This is a genomic window from Leclercia sp. CFBP8987 (genome assembly GCF_034044995.2).
In the GTDB taxonomy this organism is placed as follows: Bacteria; Pseudomonadota; Gammaproteobacteria; order Enterobacterales; family Enterobacteriaceae; genus Enterobacter; species Enterobacter tamurae.
Genome location: NZ_CM188255.1, coordinates 1,746,151 through 1,766,244, shown reverse-complemented (window position 1 = coordinate 1,766,244; position 20,094 = coordinate 1,746,151). Strand labels below are relative to the sequence as shown.

Genomic DNA, 20,094 nt, shown 5'->3' with positions numbered 1-20,094 from the left:
GTTAGTCTCCCAGATGTGCCAGCAGCGAATCGAGTCGCTGTTTCAATTCTTCGACTTCATTTTCCAGCGCCTCAACACGGGCCAGTAAGGTCTCATCCGCGACCGGAGCCGCAGCCTCGGCTGTCGTGACGGCGGTATCAACCTCACCGCTGAAGAGGTGCATATAGCGGCTTTCGCGCTTGCCCGGCTCACGGGCCAGACGCAGGACAAAAGGCCCATCTTCCCGGGCGGCAAGGCCCTCGAGCGCCTGCTCCACCTCCTGCATATCCGCGAACTCGTGCATACGCGCGGCCCGGGTGCGTAGCTCGCCCGGCGTCTGCGCGCCGCGCAGCAGCAGGGTGGCGACGAGCGCCACTTCGGCCGGGTTCAGCTTAAGGGCACCAAACTCGGAGTTGCAAAAACGCTGTTCATATTTGGTGACGCGATTGCCAAAGCCGCTGACGGTGCGCAGATAGTGGCGCTTAACCAGCGCATCAAGCTGCTCCTGCACCTCCTGCTCGGCGAGGTTCATCACCGGCTCACGGTTGGTCTTCTGATTGCAGGCCAGGGTGACCGCATTCACCGAAAGCGGATACTGTTCCGGGGTGGTGACCTGTTTTTCCAGCAGGCAGCCGATAACGCGCGCTTCTGTGGCGGTTAACTGATATTTCATCTCTGTTCCTTAGCGCCCCGCGCTCCACTCTTTGGTTGTCAGCGCCGTCAGGACATGATCGCGCCATTCGCCGTTAATCAGCAGGTACTCTTTGGCATAGCCCTCTTTTTCAAACCCGAGGCGTGCCAGCAGATCGCCGCTGCGCTGATTGTGCGGCATGTAGTTGGCCATAATGCGGTGCATATGCTGGGTCCGCTGCATATAGCGGATAGCGGTGGTCAAGGCCTCAAACATCAGCCCCTGTCCCTGCCATTTTTGTCCGATGGAGTAGCCCAGGTAGCAGGCGTGAAAAGATCCCCGCACCACGTTAGAGAAGTTGGCGATCCCGACGATCTCTTTCTCTTCCGGATCGAGCAGGGCAAAATAGAACGCCGAGCCCTGCTTGTGGAACTCGGCAATCATGCTCAGCCGGGCCTGCCAGCCGGAAGGATAACAGTGGCTTTCATCCCGCACGGGTTCCCAGGGTTTTAAAAACTGACGATTCTCAGCGTAGTAGTCCGCCAGACGCCAGGCATCACGCTCGTGCACCAGACGCACCACCAGCCGGTCGGTCGTCAGGCGAACTTTCGGCACATTACTGCGATAGCCAAACATGGATACAACTCCTTCATGTTACAACCTTGACCCGTTAGCTTTACTATACCTGCGCCGTTGCCATTCGGGAAAACAGTGACATAGCATTTTGATGTCTTTTCACATTTTTCGATGAAAAGCCTCAATCAAAGTACCTTTTCGATAAAAAAATATTGTCGCCTGCGCGGTGGGAAAAACCCCGGCGAAACCGCAGAATATTAGCGCGCTCATCATCTTTGTTCCCCTGGAGGGGAAATGTCCCGTATCTCACAGGCCCGGCGTCTGGGCAAATGTTTCCTGCTTGTCGATAACATGTTGGTTGTCCTCGGCTTTTTCGTCGTTTTCCCGCTTATTTCGATTCGCTTTGTCGATCAGATGGGCTGGGCGGCGCTGATGGTCGGTATTGCGCTGGGTCTGCGCCAGTTTGTTCAGCAGGGGCTGGGGGTGTTCGGCGGCGCCATTGCCGACCGCTTCGGGGCCAAACCGATGATCGTCACCGGCATGCTGCTGCGGGCCGCGGGATTTGCCACCATGGCTATCGCCCATGAGCCCTGGCTGCTGTGGGTCTCCTGCGTTATCTCCGGTCTGGGGGGCACGCTGTTCGACCCGCCGCGCACGGCGCTAGTGGTCAAACTGATCCGGCCTCAGCATCGCGGACGTTTTTTCTCTCTGCTGATGATGCAGGACAGCGCCGGTGCGGTGGTGGGCGCGCTGTTGGGCAGCTGGCTGCTGCAGTATGATTTTCGTCTGGTCTGCGCCACGGGCGCAGTGCTGTTTATCCTCTGCGCGGCCTTCAACGCCTGGCTGTTACCGGCATGGAAACTCTCCACCGTCAAAGCGCCGGTGCGCGAAGGGCTGGGCCGGGTCTGGCACGACAAACGCTTTATCACCTATGTGCTGACCCTGGCGGGCTATTACATGCTGGGCGTGCAGGTAATGCTGATGCTGCCGATCATGGTCAACGATGTGGCGGGTTCCCCGGCGGCGGTGAAGTGGATGTACGCCATTGAAGCCTGTCTCTCACTCTCCCTGCTCTACCCGATTGCCCGCTGGAGCGAAAAACGCTTCCGCCTTGAGCACCGTCTGATGGCGGGCCTGCTGCTGATGTCCCTGAGCATGCTGCCCATTGGGATGGTGGGCTCCCTGCAGCAGCTGTTTATGCTGATCTGCACCTTCTATATCGGCTCGATTATTGCCGAACCGGCCCGCGAAACCCTGAGCGCCGAGCTGGCCGACCCGCGTGCGCGGGGCAGCTATATGGGCTTTAGCCGTCTCGGACTGGCGATTGGTGGTGCGCTGGGATATGCCGGTGGCGGGTGGTTATTTGATGCCGGGAAAGCCTTCAATCAGCCGGAGTTACCGTGGGTGATGCTGGCCTTAATCGGGGTGATCACCTGCTTCGCGCTGGGCTGGCAGTTCAGCCACAAACGTCGCCTGCCCGGCATCCTCGAGCCTGGCGCCTGATCGCACAGATATCAGTTTTTTCTGCTGGTCTGACACACTCTCCCCTGACATACTGGCGCGTCAGGATTGAAGCGCTGACATTATGTCGAGGAAAACCATGAAAAAATTCGTTATTGCCACTGCGTTGATCGTCAGCGGCCTGCTGGTTGGTTGTAATCAGCTCACCCAGTACACCGTCAGTGAGCAGGAGATCAACCAGGCTCTGCAAAAGCGCAATAACTTTGCGAAAGATATCGGCGTTCCGGGCGTGGCCGATGCGCATATCGTCCTGACCAACCTTGCCAGCCAGATTGGCCGTGAAGAGCCGAACAAAGTGATGCTCTCCGGGGATGCCAGCCTGGACATGAACTCGCTGTTCGGCAGCCAGAAAGCCAATATCAAACTGAAATTAAAAGCGCTGCCGGTCTTCAATAAAGATCAGGGCGCCATCTATCTGCAGCAGATGGAGATCACCGACGCGGTGGTGTCGCCGGACAAAATGAAACCGGTTCTGCAAACCCTGATGCCATACCTCAATCAGTCGCTGCAAAACTACTTCAACCAGCAACCGGCCTACATCCTGCGCGAAGATAACAGCAAGGGTGAAGCCCTGGCGAAAAAGTACGCAAAAGGAATCGAAGTGAAACCGGGTGAGATTGTTATCCCCTTCGTCGATTAACCACTGAGGCGCTTCGGCGCCTTTTTTTTGTGGAAAAGAGTGCAAACGAAAACGTTTCCCTCTATTCTTTGTGTCCGGCAAAAATCATCTCACTCAGCCGGAGCCTATCCATGACTGCACCATCCCAGGTTTTGAAAATTCGCCGCCCAGACGACTGGCATATCCATCTTCGCGATGGCGATATGCTCAACACCGTCGTGCCGTATACCAGTGAAATTTATGGCCGCGCGATTGTCATGCCAAACCTGGTGCCGCCCGTCACCACGGTCGACGCGGCGATTGCCTATCGCCAGCGCATTCTTGCTGCCGTGCCTGCCGGACACGATTTTACCCCGCTGATGACCTGTTATCTGACCGACACGCTCGATCCCAACGAGATCGAACGCGGCTTTAACGAAGGGGTCTTCACCGCCGCCAAGCTCTACCCGGCCAACGCCACCACCAACTCCAGCCATGGCGTAACCAGCATTGATGCGATTATGCCGGTGCTGGAGCGCATGGAGAAACTGGGGATGCCGCTGCTGGTGCATGGCGAAGTAACCCATGCCGAGATCGATATTTTCGACCGCGAAGCGCGTTTTATCGACACCGTGATGGAGCCGCTGCGTCAGCGTCTGCCTGGTCTGAAAGTGGTGTTTGAACATATCACCACCAAAGATGCGGCCGAATACGTGCGCGATGGTAACGAGCTTCTGGCCGCCACCATTACCCCGCAGCACCTGATGTTCAACCGCAACCACATGCTGGTGGGCGGCGTGCGCCCTCACCTCTATTGCCTGCCAATCCTCAAGCGTAATATCCACCAGCAGGCGCTGCGTGAACTGGTTGCCAGCGGCTTTGAGCGTGCCTTCCTCGGCACCGACTCTGCGCCGCACGCCCGTCACCGCAAAGAAGCCAGCTGCGGCTGTGCAGGTTGCTTTAACGCGCCTACCGCGCTGGCCAGCTATGCCCAGGTGTTTGAAGAGATGAACGCCCTGCAGCACTTTGAGGCCTTCTGCTCCCTGAATGGCCCTCGCTTCTACGGCTTGCCGGTCAATGAGACCTTCGTTGAACTGGTTCGGGAAGAGAGCAGCGTGGTGGAATCCATAGCCCTGACGGATGACACCCTGATCCCGTTCCTCGCGGGTGAAACCGTACACTGGACGGTAAAACGCTAAAAATTGTTGGCCCCCTGTTGTAAGTTCGACAATATGACTGTATAAATAAACAGTATATTACACAGGGGGCAACTATGCGTATCGAAGTGACCATTGCCAGAACAACTACTTTGCCTGCCGGGGCGCTGGACGCACTGGCGGGTGAATTATCCCGCCGTATTAATGACTCCTTTCCCGAACGCGATGGTGCTGTCACCGTGCGTTATGCCAGTTCAAATAATCTGTCGGTGATCGGCGGCGCCAAAGAAGATAAACAGCGCATCAGCGAAATTTTACAGGAAACCTGGGAGAGCGCTGACGACTGGTTTATTACCGATTAATTTTATGCCTCATTGTTTTTTTTTGCCGGGTCGCCCCGGCTTTTTTTCGTCTGTTTAACGTAACTGCGAATAATCTGACTGACTCCGTCAAAAATCATCAGCAAGATGATGTTTTAATGTTCAAACAATCCTAAAAGGCACAAATTTGTTGTGCTGCCTGTTTCTTTTTCCCTTCAGAAGCCTTATTTATTGATATACTGAAATTGCTTCAGAAAAACACGCATTGAACCTCACAGTCGTTGTCATTTAACACGTATTCAGGGGGTTATGATGGAAAAGAATAATGAAGTCATCCAGACACATCCACTTGTTGGCTGGGATATCAGCACTGTAGATAGCTACGACGCACTGATGCTGCGTTTGCATTACCAGACCCCGAACCACCCTGACACCGATGAAGCGGAAGTTGGGCAGACGCTATGGTTAACAACCGACGTCGCACGTCAGTTTATTTCTATTTTAGAAGCCGGCATTGCAAAAATAGAATCCAGTGACTACCAGGCAAATGAGTACCAGCGACATTAATGTAATGTCTCAATCTCACCCAAAAAGGCACCTTACGGTGCCTCATTTATTTCGCCCTTGTATAACCGTCCCGTCTTAATTACCCTGCTAAGCAACGAAACGCGTAAAGAGAATCTGATGAAATACGATCTAATTATTATTGGCAGCGGATCTGTCGGTGCAGCGGCAGGTTATTACGCAACCCGGGCCGGTCAAAACGTGCTGATGATTGATGCCCATATGCCGCCCCACACCGAGGGGAGCCACCACGGTGACACCCGTCTGATGCGTCACGCTTATGGGGAGGGCGAGCGCTATGTGCCGCTGGTGTTGCGGGCGCAGGCGCTGTGGGATGAGCTGGCCGACATCAGCGGTGAGCCGGTCTTTGAACGCACGGGCGTCGTCAATCTCGGGCCGTCCGGGTCGTCATTCCTGGCAAACGTTGAGCAGAGCGCCCGCCAGTTCAATCTCAACCTTGAGCGCCTGGATGCGGCGGCGGTGATGAAACGCTGGCCTGAAATTCAGGTTCCCGAGGGTTATATCGGTCTGTTTGAGGCTGAGTCCGGGGTCCTGCGCAGCGAGCTGGCGATCAAAACCTGGATTGCGCTGGCGAAAGAAGCCGGCTGCGCGCAGCTGTTTAACTGCCCGGTCACTGCGATTTCCCATCAGGATGACGGCGTCACCGTCGAGACCCCGGAAGGCCCGTACCGCGCAGACCGTCTGCTGGTAAGCGCCGGCACCTGGGTCTCGCGTCTGGTGCCAGACCTGCCGATTCAGCCGGTGCGTAAGGTCTTCTCCTGGTTCCAGGCCGACGGCCGCTACAGCCATCAGAACAACTTCCCGGCCTTTACCGGCGAACTGCCTGATGGGGATCAGTTCTACGGCTTCCCATCCGAGAAAGATGCGCTGAAGATCGGTAAACACAACGGCGGCCAGGTCATCTCTTCTCCGGAAGAGCGCAAGCCGTTTGGGGCTTATCCTGGGGACGGCTCTGAAGCCTTCAAATTCCTGCGCAACGTGCTGCCAGGCATCGGCGGCCTGTTACACGGGGCAGCCTGCACCTATGACAACACGCCGGACGAAGACTTCATCATCGACACCCTGCCGGGCCATGACAATACGCTGCTGATCACCGGCCTGAGCGGCCATGGATTCAAATTCGCAAGCGTGCTGGGGGAGATTGCCGCGCAATTCTCCCGGCAGATCGCCCCGCCGTTTGATCTCACGCCTTTCTCCCTGTCGCGCTTTAGCCGATAATGCTGTCAGGCTTCGGGTTGCCGAAGCCTTTCATTTCTTCCATTACCGGTACCCTCATGCGTCGTATTGTGAATTATGTGGTCAATAATATTCGCGAGCATCTGATGCTCTATATTGTGCTGTGGTCGCTCCTCGCGCTGCTCGATATTCTGTACATTGTATTTTTCTGATGAAAAATATTGACATAAATTGACGATTCTTAAGATAACTATAATTTCAAAATAAATTATTTGAACATCATGAAATCGTCATAACCCGCCTGTAATCAGCGCCGATCGCATATTACTAACAATCACATTGACCATTATTGCCAACTGTTATTCAAAATAACTGAAAGAATAAAATTAATAATGAATATCTGTAAATATCATTTGCATTAATGTTTCACCCACGCCATTTTTAGCGCTTGCGAATTAATAACGGTATTCACAATGCAGGTGCGTAATTCCCCCACACGCTATGGCGTTATTTCCATGAGTTTACACTGGCTGATGGCTATTGCGGTGTATGGCATGTTTGGCCTTGGATTATGGATGGTGACACTCAGCTATTACGATGGCTGGTATCACCAGGCACCCGAGCTACACAAAAGCATCGGCTTTATGCTGATGATGGCCCTGGTGGTACGTCTGCTGTGGCGCCATTTCTCCCCGGTGCCTTCGGCGCTGAAAAGCCAGTCGCGCGCCACGCGCCTTATCGCCACTGCGGCGCATATTGCGCTGTATGCGCTGCTGTTCGCCATTCTTATCAGCGGCTATTTAATTTCCACCGCCGACGGCAAGCCGATCAGCGTCTTCGGTCTGTTTGACGTCCCTGCCCTGTTGGCAGATGCCGGAGCGCAGGCCGATCTGGCCGGAACCATTCATCTGTGGCTGGCCTGGGGCGTCGTCATACTTTCTGTCCTGCATGGTCTTGCGGCCTTCAAACACCACTTTATCGACAAAGATGCCACCCTGACACGTATGTTGGGCAAAGCATCACCTGACTCTGGAGCATAAAATGAAAAAAAGCCTGCTGGGATTAACCTTAGGTTCTCTGCTGTTCACCACCGGCGCCGCGGTGGCAGCCGACTACAAAATTGATAAACAAGGTCAGCACGCCTTTGTGAACTTCCGTATCCAGCATCTGGGCTACAGCTGGCTGTACGGCACCTTCAAGGATTTCGACGGTTCCTTCACTTTCGATGAGAGCAATCCGGCGGCCGATAAAGTCAATGTGACCCTGAATACCAACAGTCTGGATACCAACCACGCCGAGCGTGACAAGCACCTGCGCAGCGCCGATTTCCTCAACGTGGCTAAATTCCCGCAGGCCACCTTCACCTCCACCGAAGTGAAAAAGGATGGTGACGGCCTGGATATTACCGGTAATCTGACGCTGAACGGCGTGACCAAGCCCGTTAAGCTGGATGCAAAACTGATTGGTCAGGGTGATGACCCGTGGGGCGGCAAACGCGCAGGGTTTGAAGCGTCAGGCAAAATCCACCTGAAAGACTTTAACATCACCACCGATCTGGGCCCGGCGTCGCAGGACGTGGAGCTGATTATTTCGGTGGAAGGGGTTCAGCAGAAGTAATGCCCTCGCCCGGTCAGCATCACGCGACCGGGCAAGGTTTAAGGGTCATTCCGGATCGGGAATACCCTGGCGGGTGTTCAGACGTCCACGCGATTTATTGAAGATCTTATTGCCGTTCTCGCGACCCGCACGACGGCGGCGCTGCTCATCTTCCGGCAACATACTCTCCTCGCTACACAGCTCGCTGCAGCAGCCGTTGAACTTTTCGGCGCAGGCCGGGCACTGAATAAACAGCAGATGACAACCGTCGTTTTTACAGTTGGTATGGGTGTCGCAGGCGGTGCCGCACTGATGGCAATGCGCGATCACATCGTCAGAGATACGCTCCCCCATCCGCTCGTCAAAGACAAAGTTCTTGCCGATAAAGCGCACCGGCAGGCCCTGTTCGCGCGCGCGACGGGCATACTCAATGATCCCGCCCTCGATATGCCAGACCTTGTTGAAGCCCTGGTGCTTCATGTACGCGCTGGCTTTTTCACAGCGGATGCCCCCGGTGCAGTACATGACAATTTTCTTGTCCTTATGCTCCTGCATCATCTCAACCGCTTTTGGCAGCTGCTCACGGAAGGTGTCCGCCGGGATTTCAAGCGCGTTTTCGAAATGGCCCACTTCATATTCGTAGTGGTTACGCATATCGATAAACACGGCGTCGGGATCGTCGAGCATGGCGTTAACATCGGCCGCTTTCAGGTATTCGCCCACGTCGCTGGCGTTAAAGGTCGGATCGTCGATGCCGTCGGCCACGATGCGTTCGCGCACTTTCAGGCGCAGCACCCAGAATGATTTGCCGTCATCGTCGAGGGCAACGTTCAGACGCAGGCCGTCCAGCGCCGGATCAAAGGCGTAGAGGAATTCACGCAGGGCGTCGACATTGCTTTCCGGCACGCTGATCTGGGCGTTGATGCCCTCGTGCGCCAGATAGATACGGCCAAAGACGTTCAGGGCAGTTAAGGCTTTATACAGCGCGTCGCGCGTCGCCTTTGGGTTAACAATGGTGAAGTACTTATAGAACGAGATCGTCGTGCGCGGCTCGGTTTCAGCCAACATGCGCGCTTTCAGCTCTTCGTTCGAAATGAGGTTGTGTAACACTGGCATGGTGTACGGTTCCTGCAATCGTAGTGAGAATGAAAATCGGGCGGCATCATATAGCAAACAATGAGAATTTACATCCCTTCATTTTGCGCTACATTTCTCACCCTGAAATGCCGGGGCTATAACATTTGCTGTTTTCATGAACATTTCGACGCCGTGCGTTTTGGATATGAAACGAATAATGCGACAATCTGCCAACAGGACGTATCATAAACAGGAATGACATGACTCAATTACCTAAATTTTCCACTGCGCTATTACATCCTCGTTACTGGCTGACCTGGGCTGGCATCGGTTTATTGTGGTTACTGGTGCATCTTCCCTACCCGCTAATCTACCGCCTTGGCTGCGGCATGGGTCGACTGGCGATGCGCTTTATGTCTCGCCGCGCATACATTGCCCGCCGCAATCTGGAACTTTGTTTTCCAGAAATGAGCCAGCAAGAGCGTCACGAGATGGTGGTCAAAAATTTTGAATCCGTCGGCATGGGGCTGATGGAGACCGGGATGGCCTGGTTCTGGTCCGACAAACGCATGGCGCGCTGGACCGAAGTGACCGGCACCGGCATGGCGCCCGTGCATCAGCTCCAGGCGCAGAAAACCGGCGTACTGCTGATTGGCGTCCATTTTCTGACGCTGGAGATCGGCGCGCGGATGTTCGGCATGCAGGCGCCCGGCATTGGTGTCTATCGCCCGAACGACAATCCGGTGATCGACTGGCTGCAGACCTGGGGCCGGATGCGCTCCAACAAAAGCATGATCGACCGTAAAGACCTCAAAGGGATGATCCGGGCCCTGAAATCCGGCGAAGTGATCTGGTATGCACCGGACCATGACTATGGCCCTGGCGCCAGCGTCTTTGTACCCTTCTTTGCCGTCGATGAAGCGGCCACCACTACCGGCACCTGGACGCTGGCCCGTCTGTCACAGGCGGCGATTGTGCCCTTCGTACCGCGCCGCAAAGCCAATGGCAAGGGCTATGAACTGATGATGCTGGAACCTGAGTGTTCCCCCCCGCTGGACGATGCGAAAACCACCGCTGCGTGGATGAATGAGGTGGTTGAGAAGTGCATTCTGCTGGCACCGGATCAGTATATGTGGCTGCATCGCCGCTTTAAAACCCGCCCTGAAGGCGTACCTTCCCGCTATTAATCTCCTGTACTGCGGCCTCTCCGGCCGCACCACCCTTTTGACTTATCATGCCCTCCGCCATTGCAGCAATCATCACCCAGGCGCATAATTAGCAGGCTTATTACCTTCTTAAAATGATGATGCCGCCGCGCATCATAACGCGGATAGCTATGTCTCCCTCAGAAACGCCAATAAACTGGAAGCGGAACCTCACGGTGGCCTGGCTGGGCTGCTTTCTTACGGGTGCCGCCTTTAGCCTGGTGATGCCTTTCCTGCCGCTGTATGTCGAGCAGTTGGGCGTCAGCGGCCACAGCGCCCTGAACATGTGGTCGGGGCTGGTGTTCAGCATCACCTTTCTCTTCTCTGCCATTGCATCTCCGTTCTGGGGCGGGCTGGCCGATCGTAAGGGGCGTAAAATTATGCTCCTGCGTTCGGCGCTGGGCATGTCGGTAATTATGGTGCTGATGGGGATGGCGCAAAACATCTGGCAGTTTCTGATCTTACGCGCCGTGCTGGGGCTGCTGGGTGGGTTTGTGCCCAATGCCAACGCGCTGATCGCCACGCAAATTCCCCGTCATAAAAGCGGTTGGGCGTTGGGCACGCTCTCTACCGGTGCGGTGAGCGGCGCCCTGCTTGGCCCGCTGGCCGGCGGATTGCTGGCGGACAGCTACGGCCTGCGTCCGGTCTTTTTCATCACCGCGGGCGTCCTGTTTGCCTGCTTCCTGCTGACCTTTTTCTGCATTCGGGAAAACTTCACTCCGGTGCCCAAAAAAGAGATGCTCCATGCCCGTCAGGTGTTCGCCTCGCTGAAAAACCCTAAACTGGTACTCAGCCTGTTTGTCACCACGATGATCATACAGGTGGCGACCGGCTCCATCGCGCCGATCCTGACCCTGTACGTGCGCGACCTCGCGGGCCACGTGAGCAACATCGCCTTTATCAGCGGCTTAATCGCTTCGGTCCCCGGCGTGGCCGCGCTGATCAGCGCCCCACGGCTGGGAAAACTGGGGGATCGTATCGGCCCGGAAAGGATCCTGATTGTCGCTCTGGTGATCTCTGTCCTGCTGCTTATCCCGATGTCCTTCGTGCAATCGCCGTGGCAGCTGGGTGTGCTGCGCTTTTTACTCGGGGCCGCCGATGGCGCCCTGCTGCCTGCGGTTCAGACCCTGCTGGTCTATAACTCCACCAACCAGATCGCCGGGCGTATCTTCAGCTACAACCAGTCGTTTCGTGATATCGGAAACGTCACCGGCCCACTTCTTGGGGCCGGGATAGCCGCCAGCTACGGTTTTCGCGCGGTGTTTATTGTGACCGCCTGCGTGGTGATGTTTAACGCCTTTTACTCCTGGATCAGCCTGTCGCGCGCCGTTCGTCGACCGCAGCCAGATAAGACACCTGCGCCTGATTAAGACAACTCCGTGAAGGCTTTTGCCGCTTTCATACTTGCAATTATGGAGAATCAGCTATTCTTTCCCTGAACACCATGTCAAAACACAGGGAGACGCCGATGACTATGTTTGCCACTCTAGAGGAAGCGATTGATGCCGCGCGCGAGGAGTTCCTCGTTGACAATCCCGGCATTGAGGAAGAGGACGCGAATATTGAGCAACTCAATATTCAGAAGTATGTCATGCAGGATGGGGACATTATGTGGCAGGCCGAGTTTTTTGCCGATGATGGCGAAGACGGCGAATGCCTGCCGGTGCTAAGCGGTGAAGCGGCCCAGGCAGTGTTTGATGGCGATTATGACGAGATTGAATTGCGTCAGGAGTGGCTGGAAGAGAACACCCTGCATGAATGGGATGAGGGCGAATTTCAACTCGAGCCGCCGCTGGATACCGAAGAGGGGCAAACCGCAGCGGATGAGTGGGATGAGCGTTAATTACTCATAGGGCCCGTGCTGAGCGTCGATGGGTAGCAGAAGGGTATCGAACACCAGCGAGAATGGCAGATCCAGAACCGTCAGGTAACGCCATGCAGAATCGCGAACGTCCCACTGCACGCCCGGGTAGTATTGATTGCCATGTCCCTGCCCTGGGATAGTCCGGCTGATAATACTTCCGCAGCCGCTCAGTAATAACGCCATCGTAATGACGATCAAAAATCGCATCCAGTAGTACCTCTGATAAAAAAATACCGGCCCTGGAGCCGGTATTTATTTGCCCTTCGGGGCATTACTTCGCTTTCAACGCCTGCGGGTTCATCTTCAACGTCTCATAATGGCTCACCCAGGAAGAGTATCTCTCCGGGGCGGACCAGACACGATGATGCAGACGCGACATGGTGACCGGGTCGCTCAGCAGTACCAGACGACGATCGCGGTTCAGCTTCTCCGGGGTCTCGTTCAGCGCCTGCTCAACGTGACGATCGCGGGCAATCTCCAGCACGTTGCTCGCCCGGTGACGGGCTGTCGCCATTGCGGTCGCCAGGGCGTTGAATGACGGATTAAACACGGCGTGCATAAACCCATCGTCCAGCGAACGGCTGCGATTGAGCTCCAGATATTTGTCGGTATCCACCAGCACCTGCGGCGGGGAATACTCTTCCGGGATCAGGAACAGCTTCCAGCGTTTGGTGCGTAATCCCAGCGTTGACCGGCTGGAGAACACCGACACAAACGGCGACAGGATCAGGGAGAAGACAATCGGCGCCAGCCAGAACAGGAAGCGCAGATCCAGCCACGCCATGCCAACCGCCCACACCAGGCCCAGCAGCATCTGCGAGCCGTGACGCATAAAGGCTTCACTCCATGGGGTGGAGTCATCGTCACGCTGCGGCGAGTTCCAGACCACTTCCCAGCCGAGGAAGGCGCTGACCACGAAGACGGTGTGGAACAGCATACGCACCGGGGCCAGCAGCACGGAGAAGAGCACTTCCAGCAGCAGGGAGAGCGTTACGCGGAAGAAACCGCCGTACTCTTTCGAGCCTTTACACCAGATCAGCACGATACTCAGCAGCTTCGGCAGGAACAGCAGCACCATCGTCGAGGCAAAGAGCGCAATCGCCAGCTCAGGACGCCACTGCGGCCACACCGGGAACAGCTGGCGCGGTTGCAGGAAGTACTGCGGCTCGGTCAGGGCATGCACCACCTGCAGCGCGGTCGACAGGGCCAGGAACATAAACCACAGCGGCGCGGAGAGATAGGACATCACGCCGGTCAGGAACACGGCACGGTGTACCGGGTGCATCCCTTTGACGAGGAACAGGCGGAAGTTCATCAGGTTACCGTGGCACCAGCGACGGTCACGCTTCAGTTCATCCAGCAGGTTCGGCGGCAGCTCTTCATAGGAGCCCGGCAGGTCGTAGGCAATCCACACCCCCCAACCGGCACGACGCATCAGCGCGGCTTCCACAAAGTCATGGGACAGGATCGAGCCTGCAAACGAGCCTTCACCCGGCAGCGGTGCCAGGGCACAGTGTTCGATGAACGGCTTCACGCGGATGATGGCGTTATGCCCCCAGTAGTGCGATTCACCCAACTGCCAGAAGTGCAGACCGGCGGTGAACAGCGGCCCGTACACGCGGGTCGCAAACTGCTGGCAGCGCGCATACAGCGTGTCCATGCCCGACGCTTTTGGCGAAGACTGGATGATCCCGGCATTCGGGTTGGCTTCCATCAGGCGCACAAGGCCCGACAGGCAGTCACCGGTCATCACCGAGTCCGCATCCAGCACCACCATATAGCTGTACTGGTTGCCCCAGCGACGGCAGAAGTCATCGATGTTACCGCTTTTACGCTTCACGCGACGACGGCGGCGACGGTAGAAGATCTGCCCTTCACCCTGCACTTCGGCGATCAGCTCCATCCAGGCTTTCTGTTCCGCCACGCAAATGTCGGGGTTGTAGCTGTCACTCAGGATGTAAACGTCGAAATGTTCGCCGTTTCCGGTGGCTTTCACCGACTCCCAGGTGGCACGCAGGCCGGCGAAGACGCGATCCACGTCTTCGTTACAGATAGGCATGATCAGCGCCGTACGGTGCTCAGGGTTGAGGGGTTCATCCCCCACCGTAGAGTGCGAAATACTGTATTTGTCCCGGCCAATCAACAGTTGCAGGAAGCCCATCAACGCGGTCCAGAAACCGGCCGAGACCCAGCAGAAGAGAATGGCGAACAGCAGCAGGATGCCGCTTTGCAGAATATACGGCAGCAGCTGCATAAACGAGACCAGCAGATCCTGGCCGAGCATATCGGCCGGATTGATCAGCGCCCAGCCCTGGTAAGGCAGAATGGTCTTCATATACCAGGTGGCGACGACGGTCTGCGCGATAGTCAGCAGCAGCAGGATGTAGCGGCGAATACTGCCGACGGTACGCCATTTCTCTTCGCTGGCCTGTTGCTCTTTGGTCAGGCGAGAGAGATAGCGCGGGGTCACATCGCGGCCACGCAGGCGATCCCAGAAACGGCCCACCGGGTTGGTGCGCCAGGGATCCGGGAACATTGAGGAGCGCGTCGCTTTCGGCATCGCTTCAAGCTGGGTGCGCCCTTCGTCATCGCGAATCAGCTGGCCTTCGGCCAGTGAGTCGGGCCAGGCCTGCTCGAGACGGCTTTTAACCGAGCCCAGCGGGGTATCATCTTCACGGGTAAACGGATGATGATCGGCATCCAGCGCGGTATGCACCGCAGTGATGTCACCCTTCGGCAGTGCCGCCTTCTCGATATCGGTCAGCGGCATGGCATCGATATACTCAGTTGTCTTATTCATTGGCAGGTAGCTGATAGCTCCAGGTTTCACTCAACGGCTGGTCAGCGTTCACCAGAGCGGCACGCATCTCAGTCGGTTGTTTCGCATCTTTCAGTTTCACACGCAGGGTTAAACGCCAGCCTTTGGTGACCGGGTTATAACGCACGTTGTTTTCCACGATTTCACCGTTATCACCAATGCTGGTCTGGGCGGTGACCGGGGTTTCCGGTGCCAGTTTACTCATCTCCTGACCGGTGAAGTCCACCACGAAGGCGATGGTGCCATCAGGCTGACGGATCAGATTCGACTGTTTCACATCCCCGGTGGAACGGCGGGTCTGCAGTACATACGCGTTTTCTGGCGCATGCAGCTTGTCTTCATCGCGGCTCATGGTGATGGAGTAGTTGAAGTTCATCTCTTTCCCGGCTTCCGGCAGCTGATCCGGCGTCCAGTAGGCGACGATGTTGTCGTTGGTTTCGTCGTTGGTCGGGATCTCTACCAGCTCAACTTTGCCTTTGCCCCACTCGCCTTTCGGGGTGATCCAGGCGCTTGGGCGCAGATCGTAACGATCGTCCAGATCTTCAAAGCGAGAGAAATCACGGCCACGTTGCAGCAGGCCAAACCCTTGTGGGTTTTCCATGCTGAAGCTGCTTACCGCCAGGTGTTTCGGGTTGTTCAGCGGACGCCAGATCCACTCGCCGTTCCCGGCCAGAATCGACAGACCGTTAGAGTCATGCAGTTCCGGGCGGAAGTTGGTAGCTGACGACGGCTGGTTAGGTCCGAACAGGAACATACTGGTCAGCGGCGCTACGCCCAGTTTGCCGACTTTATCGCGCAGATAGACTTTGGACTGCACGTCAACCACGGTGTCGCGGCCCGGAATAATGACAAAGCGATAGGCACCGGTTGCACGCGGGGAGTCCAGCAGCGCATAGATGGTCAGGCGTTTGTCGGTCGGTTTAGGACGTTCAATCCAGAACTCACGGAAACGGGGGAACTCTTCCCCGGAAGGCAGGGCGGTATCGATCGCCAGACCACGTGCAGAGAGGCCGTACACCTGGCCACCGCCGATCACGCGGAAATAGCTGGCGCCCAGCATGCTGACAATTTCGTCGTTCTTATCTTTACTGTTGATCGGGTAAAGCACTTTAAAGCCCGCGAAGCCCAGATCTTTCACGGTGTCTTTATCGTGTTGCACATTGCCGAAATTAAAATAGTCCGGGCTGTACTTGATTTTACGTACCGCGTTGGATGTCACTTCATTAATGGTGACAGGCGTGTCGAAGTACATCCCCTGATGATAAAACTCAAGCTTGAAAGGGGTTTTAATCTTATTCCAGTACGCTTTATCGTGATTAAACTGGATCTGCTGATAGTCCGCGTATTTCATGTCGCGGAAAACGGAGGGCAAGTTACTTTTTGGCGCTTCGTACCCCTTACCTGCCATCGATTTTGCCTGTTTTGCGACATCGTCGATAGTAAAGGCCAGGGCCGATGAGGTATACAGAGACAACAAGACGGCTGCCCCTACCCAACGCATTTTCATCATATGTGGTGTATGTTTCATAATAAGTAAGCACTTCCCCCTTTGTGTGCTTATATCGATCCGATCCATTTTAATGGAAAATCAGGCATTCCGACAACATAATCACCGCTTTGTTCAGCGTGCTGGCTCATGGAATAAGCAAATGAAAGTAACCCGTTTTCACTTTGCGTGCTTATCCTGGAGACAGTATGTCGGACTTCGTGTAGGGTTGGCTCCGAATGTAACCACTATTGCTCTTAGGGATAAGGCGATAAGTCTGAGAATGCACAAGGCTATATGAGTACCGTACCCACACAACGCGAATACTTCCTTGATTCTATTCGGGCCTGGCTGATGCTGCTGGGGATCCCGTTTCACATCTCCTTGATCTATTCGAGCCACGTCTGGCACGTCAATAGCGCCGAGTCCTCATGGTGGCTGACGCTGTTTAACGATTTCATCCACTCGTTCCGGATGCAGGTCTTTTTCGTTATTTCGGGCTATTTTTCCTACATGCTTTTTCTGCGCTACCCGCTTAAGCGCTGGTGGAAAGTGCGCGTGGAGCGGGTCGGGATCCCGATGCTTACCGCCATCCCCCTGCTCACGCTGCCGCAATTCATCATGCTGCAGTATGTAAAAGGCAAAGCGGACACCTGGCACAACCTGTCGCTGTACGAAAAATACAATACGCTTGCCTGGGAGCTGGTCTCGCACCTGTGGTTCCTGCTGGTGCTGGTGGTGATGACCACGGTCAGCCTGTGGCTGTTCAGCCGTATGCGCCGCCGTCTGAGTACAGGTTCACAGACGTTTTTTGCTGATATCAGCTGGGGCAAACTGTCGGTTCTGTTTTTACTGCTGGGCATTGCCTACGCCGCGCTGCGCCGCACGTTGCTCATCGTTTATTCGCCGATCCTCAGCGACGGCCTGTTCAACTTTGTAGTGATGCAGACCCTCTTCTATCTGCCTTTCTTTATTATTGGCGCGCTGGCGTTTGTCCATCCCCAACTGAAAGCCCTGTTTACCACCCCGTCGCGCGGCTGCACCTTCGGAGCAGCCCTGACGTTTGTCGCCTATCTGCTGAATCAGCGTTATGGCAGCGGCGATGCGTGGATGTATGAAACCGAAAGCGTGATCACCATGCTGCTGGGACTGTGGATGGTAAATGTGGTCTTTGCCCTGGGGCACCGCCTGCTGAACTTTAAATCCGCGCGCGTCACCTATTTCGTTAACGCTTCGCTGTTCATCTATCTGGTGCACCATCCGTTGACGCTGTTTTTCGGCGCTTACATCACGCCGCATATCAGCTCAAACCTGCTGGGCTTTATCGCCGGACTGGTGTTTGTGGTCGGGATTGCGATTGTGCTGTATGAAATCCATCTGCGTATTCCGCTCCTGCGCTTCCTGTTTTCCGGTAAACCGGCCAGCAAACCCAATAATACCCCGCAGGCCACCAGCTAATCCGTTGCGCGCCGGTCAATGCACCGGCGCAACTTCACAGCAGCCACTCTACCGGCAACCAGTAGGCCAGCCGCACCTGCATCCGCTGCCAGAAACGGGTTTTAGGCTCCTTTTTATGGACGATCTCCTCCCCGTCCTTGCGCTCAATCCAGTTCACACGCCCCAGTTTATCCAGCTTTAACTGCCAGGCCTCGTGGCGCTGACTGCGTACAAACCGCGTATGGATCAGTCGCGCCAGCACCTCGCTTTCGATGACGAAGCCCATCTCGGTGTTGAGCATCGTTGATCGGGGATCAAAATTAAGCGAACCAATAAATACCTTTTCCCCGTCGATGCTGAACGTTTTGGCGTGCAGGCTGGAACCGGAGTTCCCGGTAATGCCGCGGTCGTGTACTACCGGCACACCATCCTGGGTCGGCTTGAGCTCGTAGAGCTCAATGCCATGGCGCAACAGCTTCTTGCGCCAGCGGGCATAGCCGGCATGCACTACGGCGACATCGTTGGCCGCCAGGGAATTGGTCATGATGGCGACCTTAACCCCCTTGCGCACCATCTGCAGCAGCAGCGCCACCCCCGCCCGGGTTGGAACAAAATAGGCCGAAATAATCGCAATTTGCTCAACCGGCGAGCCCATCACGTCCAGCAAGCGCTGCGGCAGCAGGGAATGGCGTTTTGCCCGCCCCTGCCCTTTACGGGGATCGTCACTAAGCAACCGGGTTTTCGCCCAGATCAAGGGTAAATCCCCCGCTTCCAGACGAGTAATAAACTCGCTGGACTGGAGCTTATCCAGATAGCGGCGGGTAATATCGTCCCGATACCACTCTTCAGGCGGGTGAATTTTATCTTCGATTTCGGTCTCAGACAGTTCCAGCACCTGCTGGAGCGTAGAGACCGAGGCGCAGTTCCAGTAACGTTCAAAGTCATCGGCCACATCCTGGACCACCGGGCCTGTCGCCATCACATCCAGATCGGAGAACAGCGGCTCCTCGCCCGCGCCAAAATAGGCATCCCCGATGTTTCTGCCGCCGACGATGGTGACCTCCCCGTCCACGGTAAAACTCTTGTTATGCATCCGCCGGTTGAGGCGGGCAAAATCGGTGAGATAGCCCAGGGCGCGCAGGGAGCGAAACGAGAAAGGATTAAACAGACGAACCGAGAAATTGGGGTGCGCGTCCAGCAGGCGCAGGATGGCGTCGAGCCCTTGGGTATTGTTGTCATCCAGCAGCAGACGGACGCGCACGCCGCGCATGGCGGCGGAGAGCAGCACGGAAAACAGCAGTCTTCCGGACATGTCGTCTTCCCAGATGTAGTACTGCACATCGAGGGTCTTTTCCGCCATCTCCGCCAGCCGGTAGCGGCAGGCGAAGGCGTCCAGACTGTTATCAAGGGGGAGAAGGCCACAAAGGCCAGGGTGCGCCGAACTGACCGGCGCAATAGCACGCCCGAGTCGGGTGTTATGCGTCGGTTTCCTGTCCTCGCTGGGTAAGCAGTCGCTTGTATAGTCGGGCATTTTCTTCATCATAGCAGACAAAGTATACCCGCTCCGGCAGAGGCTTGCGGGTGAGATAATCCGAAACCGTGTTAACGGCGATTTCTGCCGCTGCCGCGCGAGGATAACCGTAGACCCCGGTGCTGATCGCCGGGAATGCGAGGGAGTGATAGCCGTTGGCTGCCGCCAGGTTCAGGCTGTTGCGATAGGCCTCTTCGAGGATCCGGGCTTCATGATGCTCGCCCCCATGCCAGACGGGACCCACAGTGTGGATCACCGCTTTAGCCGGCAGATCGCCTGCCAGGGTAATGACCGCCTGGCCCGGGGCGCACTCACCCTGCTGCTGACGCACCACCCGGCAGGCCTCCAGCAGGGCTGGCCCCGCCGCACGGTGGATGGCGCCATCCACGCCGCCCCCGCCCATTAACGAGGGGTTGGCGGCATTGACGACCACATCAACATGCAGGGTGGTGATATCACCCAGAAAAACTTCAATACGCGAGTTCATAAGCAACCTCTGCTGACGCTTTTTTCTTAAGTGTATCGCAGAGGATGGGG

At 56.1% G+C, this 20,094-nt stretch carries 21 protein-coding genes; 13 read left to right on the top strand and 8 right to left on the bottom strand.

The features are described 5' to 3' along the window. Position 1: 1 nt before the first annotated feature. Together SOM40_RS08360 and rimJ are read right to left on the bottom strand one after the other, a co-directional pair. Complete coding sequence (locus SOM40_RS08360; RefSeq protein ID WP_320457067.1) at positions 2–652, bottom strand: YceH family protein; 651 nt, start codon at positions 650–652, stop codon at positions 2–4. Positions 653–661: 9 nt separating this feature from the next. Next, on the bottom strand, positions 662–1,246 hold the full coding sequence (gene rimJ / locus SOM40_RS08355; protein ID WP_106992712.1) for a ribosomal protein S5-alanine N-acetyltransferase: 585 nt from the start codon (positions 1,244–1,246) through the stop codon (positions 662–664). A 234-nt stretch (positions 1,247–1,480) separates the two neighbouring features. Here rimJ and mdtH point away from each other — a divergent pair, with 234 nt between their 5' ends. The 9 genes from mdtH (at position 1,481) to SOM40_RS08310 (ending at position 8,160) form a co-directional block, all read left to right on the top strand. Beyond that, positions 1,481–2,689: a multidrug efflux MFS transporter MdtH gene (gene mdtH, locus SOM40_RS08350; protein WP_320457068.1), complete on the top strand. Its 1,209-nt coding sequence runs from the start codon at positions 1,481–1,483 to the stop codon at positions 2,687–2,689. Between the two features lie 97 nt (positions 2,690–2,786). Next, positions 2,787–3,347, top strand: a complete 561-nt coding sequence (locus SOM40_RS08345) for a lipoprotein (protein ID WP_106992710.1) — start codon at positions 2,787–2,789, stop codon at positions 3,345–3,347. 110 nt (positions 3,348–3,457) lie between these two features. Next, on the top strand, positions 3,458–4,504 hold the full coding sequence (gene pyrC / locus SOM40_RS08340; protein ID WP_225759080.1) for a dihydroorotase: 1,047 nt from the start codon (positions 3,458–3,460) through the stop codon (positions 4,502–4,504). Between the two features lie 74 nt (positions 4,505–4,578). After that, positions 4,579–4,824 (top strand): DNA damage-inducible protein I, encoded by a 246-nt coding sequence (gene dinI, locus SOM40_RS08335; protein ID WP_166182129.1) that lies wholly within the window; start codon positions 4,579–4,581, stop codon positions 4,822–4,824. 270 nt (positions 4,825–5,094) lie between these two features. Next, positions 5,095–5,349, top strand: coding sequence for a biofilm formation regulator BssS (bssS, locus tag SOM40_RS08330; protein WP_106992707.1), 255 nt, complete (start codon positions 5,095–5,097; stop codon positions 5,347–5,349). Positions 5,350–5,466: 117 nt separating this feature from the next. Further along, positions 5,467–6,585: an N-methyl-L-tryptophan oxidase gene (gene solA, locus SOM40_RS08325; RefSeq protein ID WP_312079950.1), complete on the top strand. Its 1,119-nt coding sequence runs from the start codon at positions 5,467–5,469 to the stop codon at positions 6,583–6,585. 56 nt (positions 6,586–6,641) lie between these two features. After that, a complete protein-coding gene (locus SOM40_RS08320; RefSeq protein ID WP_106992824.1) occupies positions 6,642–6,755 on the top strand; it encodes a YceO family protein in 114 nt (37 codons plus the stop codon). Positions 6,756–7,016: 261 nt separating this feature from the next. Beyond that, positions 7,017–7,583 carry a cytochrome b gene (locus SOM40_RS08315; protein ID WP_166182127.1) on the top strand — a complete coding sequence of 189 codons (567 nt, stop codon included), beginning with the start codon at positions 7,017–7,019 and terminating at the stop codon, positions 7,581–7,583. Position 7,584: 1 nt separating this feature from the next. After that, on the top strand, positions 7,585–8,160 hold the full coding sequence (locus tag SOM40_RS08310) for a YceI family protein (protein WP_262673202.1): 576 nt from the start codon (positions 7,585–7,587) through the stop codon (positions 8,158–8,160). Between the two features lie 45 nt (positions 8,161–8,205). On the opposite strand, the gene trhO is transcribed toward SOM40_RS08310, so the two are convergent. Continuing rightward, positions 8,206–9,255, bottom strand: a complete 1,050-nt coding sequence (gene trhO, locus SOM40_RS08305) for an oxygen-dependent tRNA uridine(34) hydroxylase TrhO (protein WP_320457069.1) — start codon at positions 9,253–9,255, stop codon at positions 8,206–8,208. Positions 9,256–9,476: 221 nt separating this feature from the next. On the opposite strand from trhO, the gene SOM40_RS08300 reads away from it, so the two are divergent. The 3 genes from SOM40_RS08300 to SOM40_RS08290 all read left to right on the top strand — a co-directional run bounded on the left by SOM40_RS08300 (position 9,477) and on the right by SOM40_RS08290 (position 12,264). Further along, positions 9,477–10,403 (top strand): Kdo(2)-lipid IV(A) acyltransferase, encoded by a 927-nt coding sequence (locus SOM40_RS08300; protein WP_166182125.1) that lies wholly within the window; start codon positions 9,477–9,479, stop codon positions 10,401–10,403. Between the two features lie 149 nt (positions 10,404–10,552). After that, positions 10,553–11,791 carry a multidrug efflux MFS transporter MdtG gene (gene mdtG / locus SOM40_RS08295; protein ID WP_225759083.1) on the top strand — a complete coding sequence of 413 codons (1,239 nt, stop codon included), beginning with the start codon at positions 10,553–10,555 and terminating at the stop codon, positions 11,789–11,791. Positions 11,792–11,889: 98 nt separating this feature from the next. Next, on the top strand, positions 11,890–12,264 hold the full coding sequence (locus SOM40_RS08290) for a MysB family protein (protein ID WP_106992701.1): 375 nt from the start codon (positions 11,890–11,892) through the stop codon (positions 12,262–12,264). Here the strand turns inward: SOM40_RS08290 and SOM40_RS08285 are convergent, their stop codons facing one another. From SOM40_RS08285 to mdoG, 3 genes are all read right to left on the bottom strand, one after another. After that, a complete protein-coding gene (locus tag SOM40_RS08285; RefSeq protein WP_106992700.1) occupies positions 12,265–12,492 on the bottom strand; it encodes a YceK/YidQ family lipoprotein in 228 nt (75 codons plus the stop codon). It lies immediately after the preceding gene. Between the two features lie 64 nt (positions 12,493–12,556). Further along, positions 12,557–15,085, bottom strand: coding sequence for a glucans biosynthesis glucosyltransferase MdoH (gene mdoH / locus SOM40_RS08280; protein ID WP_106992699.1), 2,529 nt, complete (start codon positions 15,083–15,085; stop codon positions 12,557–12,559). Further along, positions 15,078–16,613: a glucans biosynthesis protein MdoG gene (gene mdoG / locus SOM40_RS08275; protein WP_106992698.1), complete on the bottom strand. Its 1,536-nt coding sequence runs from the start codon at positions 16,611–16,613 to the stop codon at positions 15,078–15,080. Before mdoG ends, mdoH begins: the two co-directional genes overlap by 8 nt. A 273-nt stretch (positions 16,614–16,886) precedes the next feature. Between mdoG and mdoC the strand changes: the two genes are divergently transcribed. Beyond that, entirely contained in the window at positions 16,887–18,047 is a 1,161-nt protein-coding gene (gene mdoC, locus SOM40_RS08270) for a glucans biosynthesis protein MdoC (protein WP_320457070.1), read from the top strand. Positions 18,048–18,081: 34 nt separating this feature from the next. Here mdoC and SOM40_RS08265 read toward each other — a convergent pair whose 3' ends face one another. Together SOM40_RS08265 and ymdB are read right to left on the bottom strand one after the other, a co-directional pair. Then, a complete protein-coding gene (locus SOM40_RS08265) occupies positions 18,082–19,566 on the bottom strand; it encodes a phospholipase D family protein (RefSeq protein WP_166185161.1) in 1,485 nt (494 codons plus the stop codon). Continuing rightward, positions 19,502–20,044, bottom strand: a complete 543-nt coding sequence (gene ymdB / locus SOM40_RS08260) for an O-acetyl-ADP-ribose deacetylase (protein WP_166182106.1) — start codon at positions 20,042–20,044, stop codon at positions 19,502–19,504. The genes SOM40_RS08265 and ymdB overlap by 65 nt, the downstream gene beginning before the upstream one ends. Between the last annotated feature and the right edge of the window lie 50 nt (positions 20,045–20,094).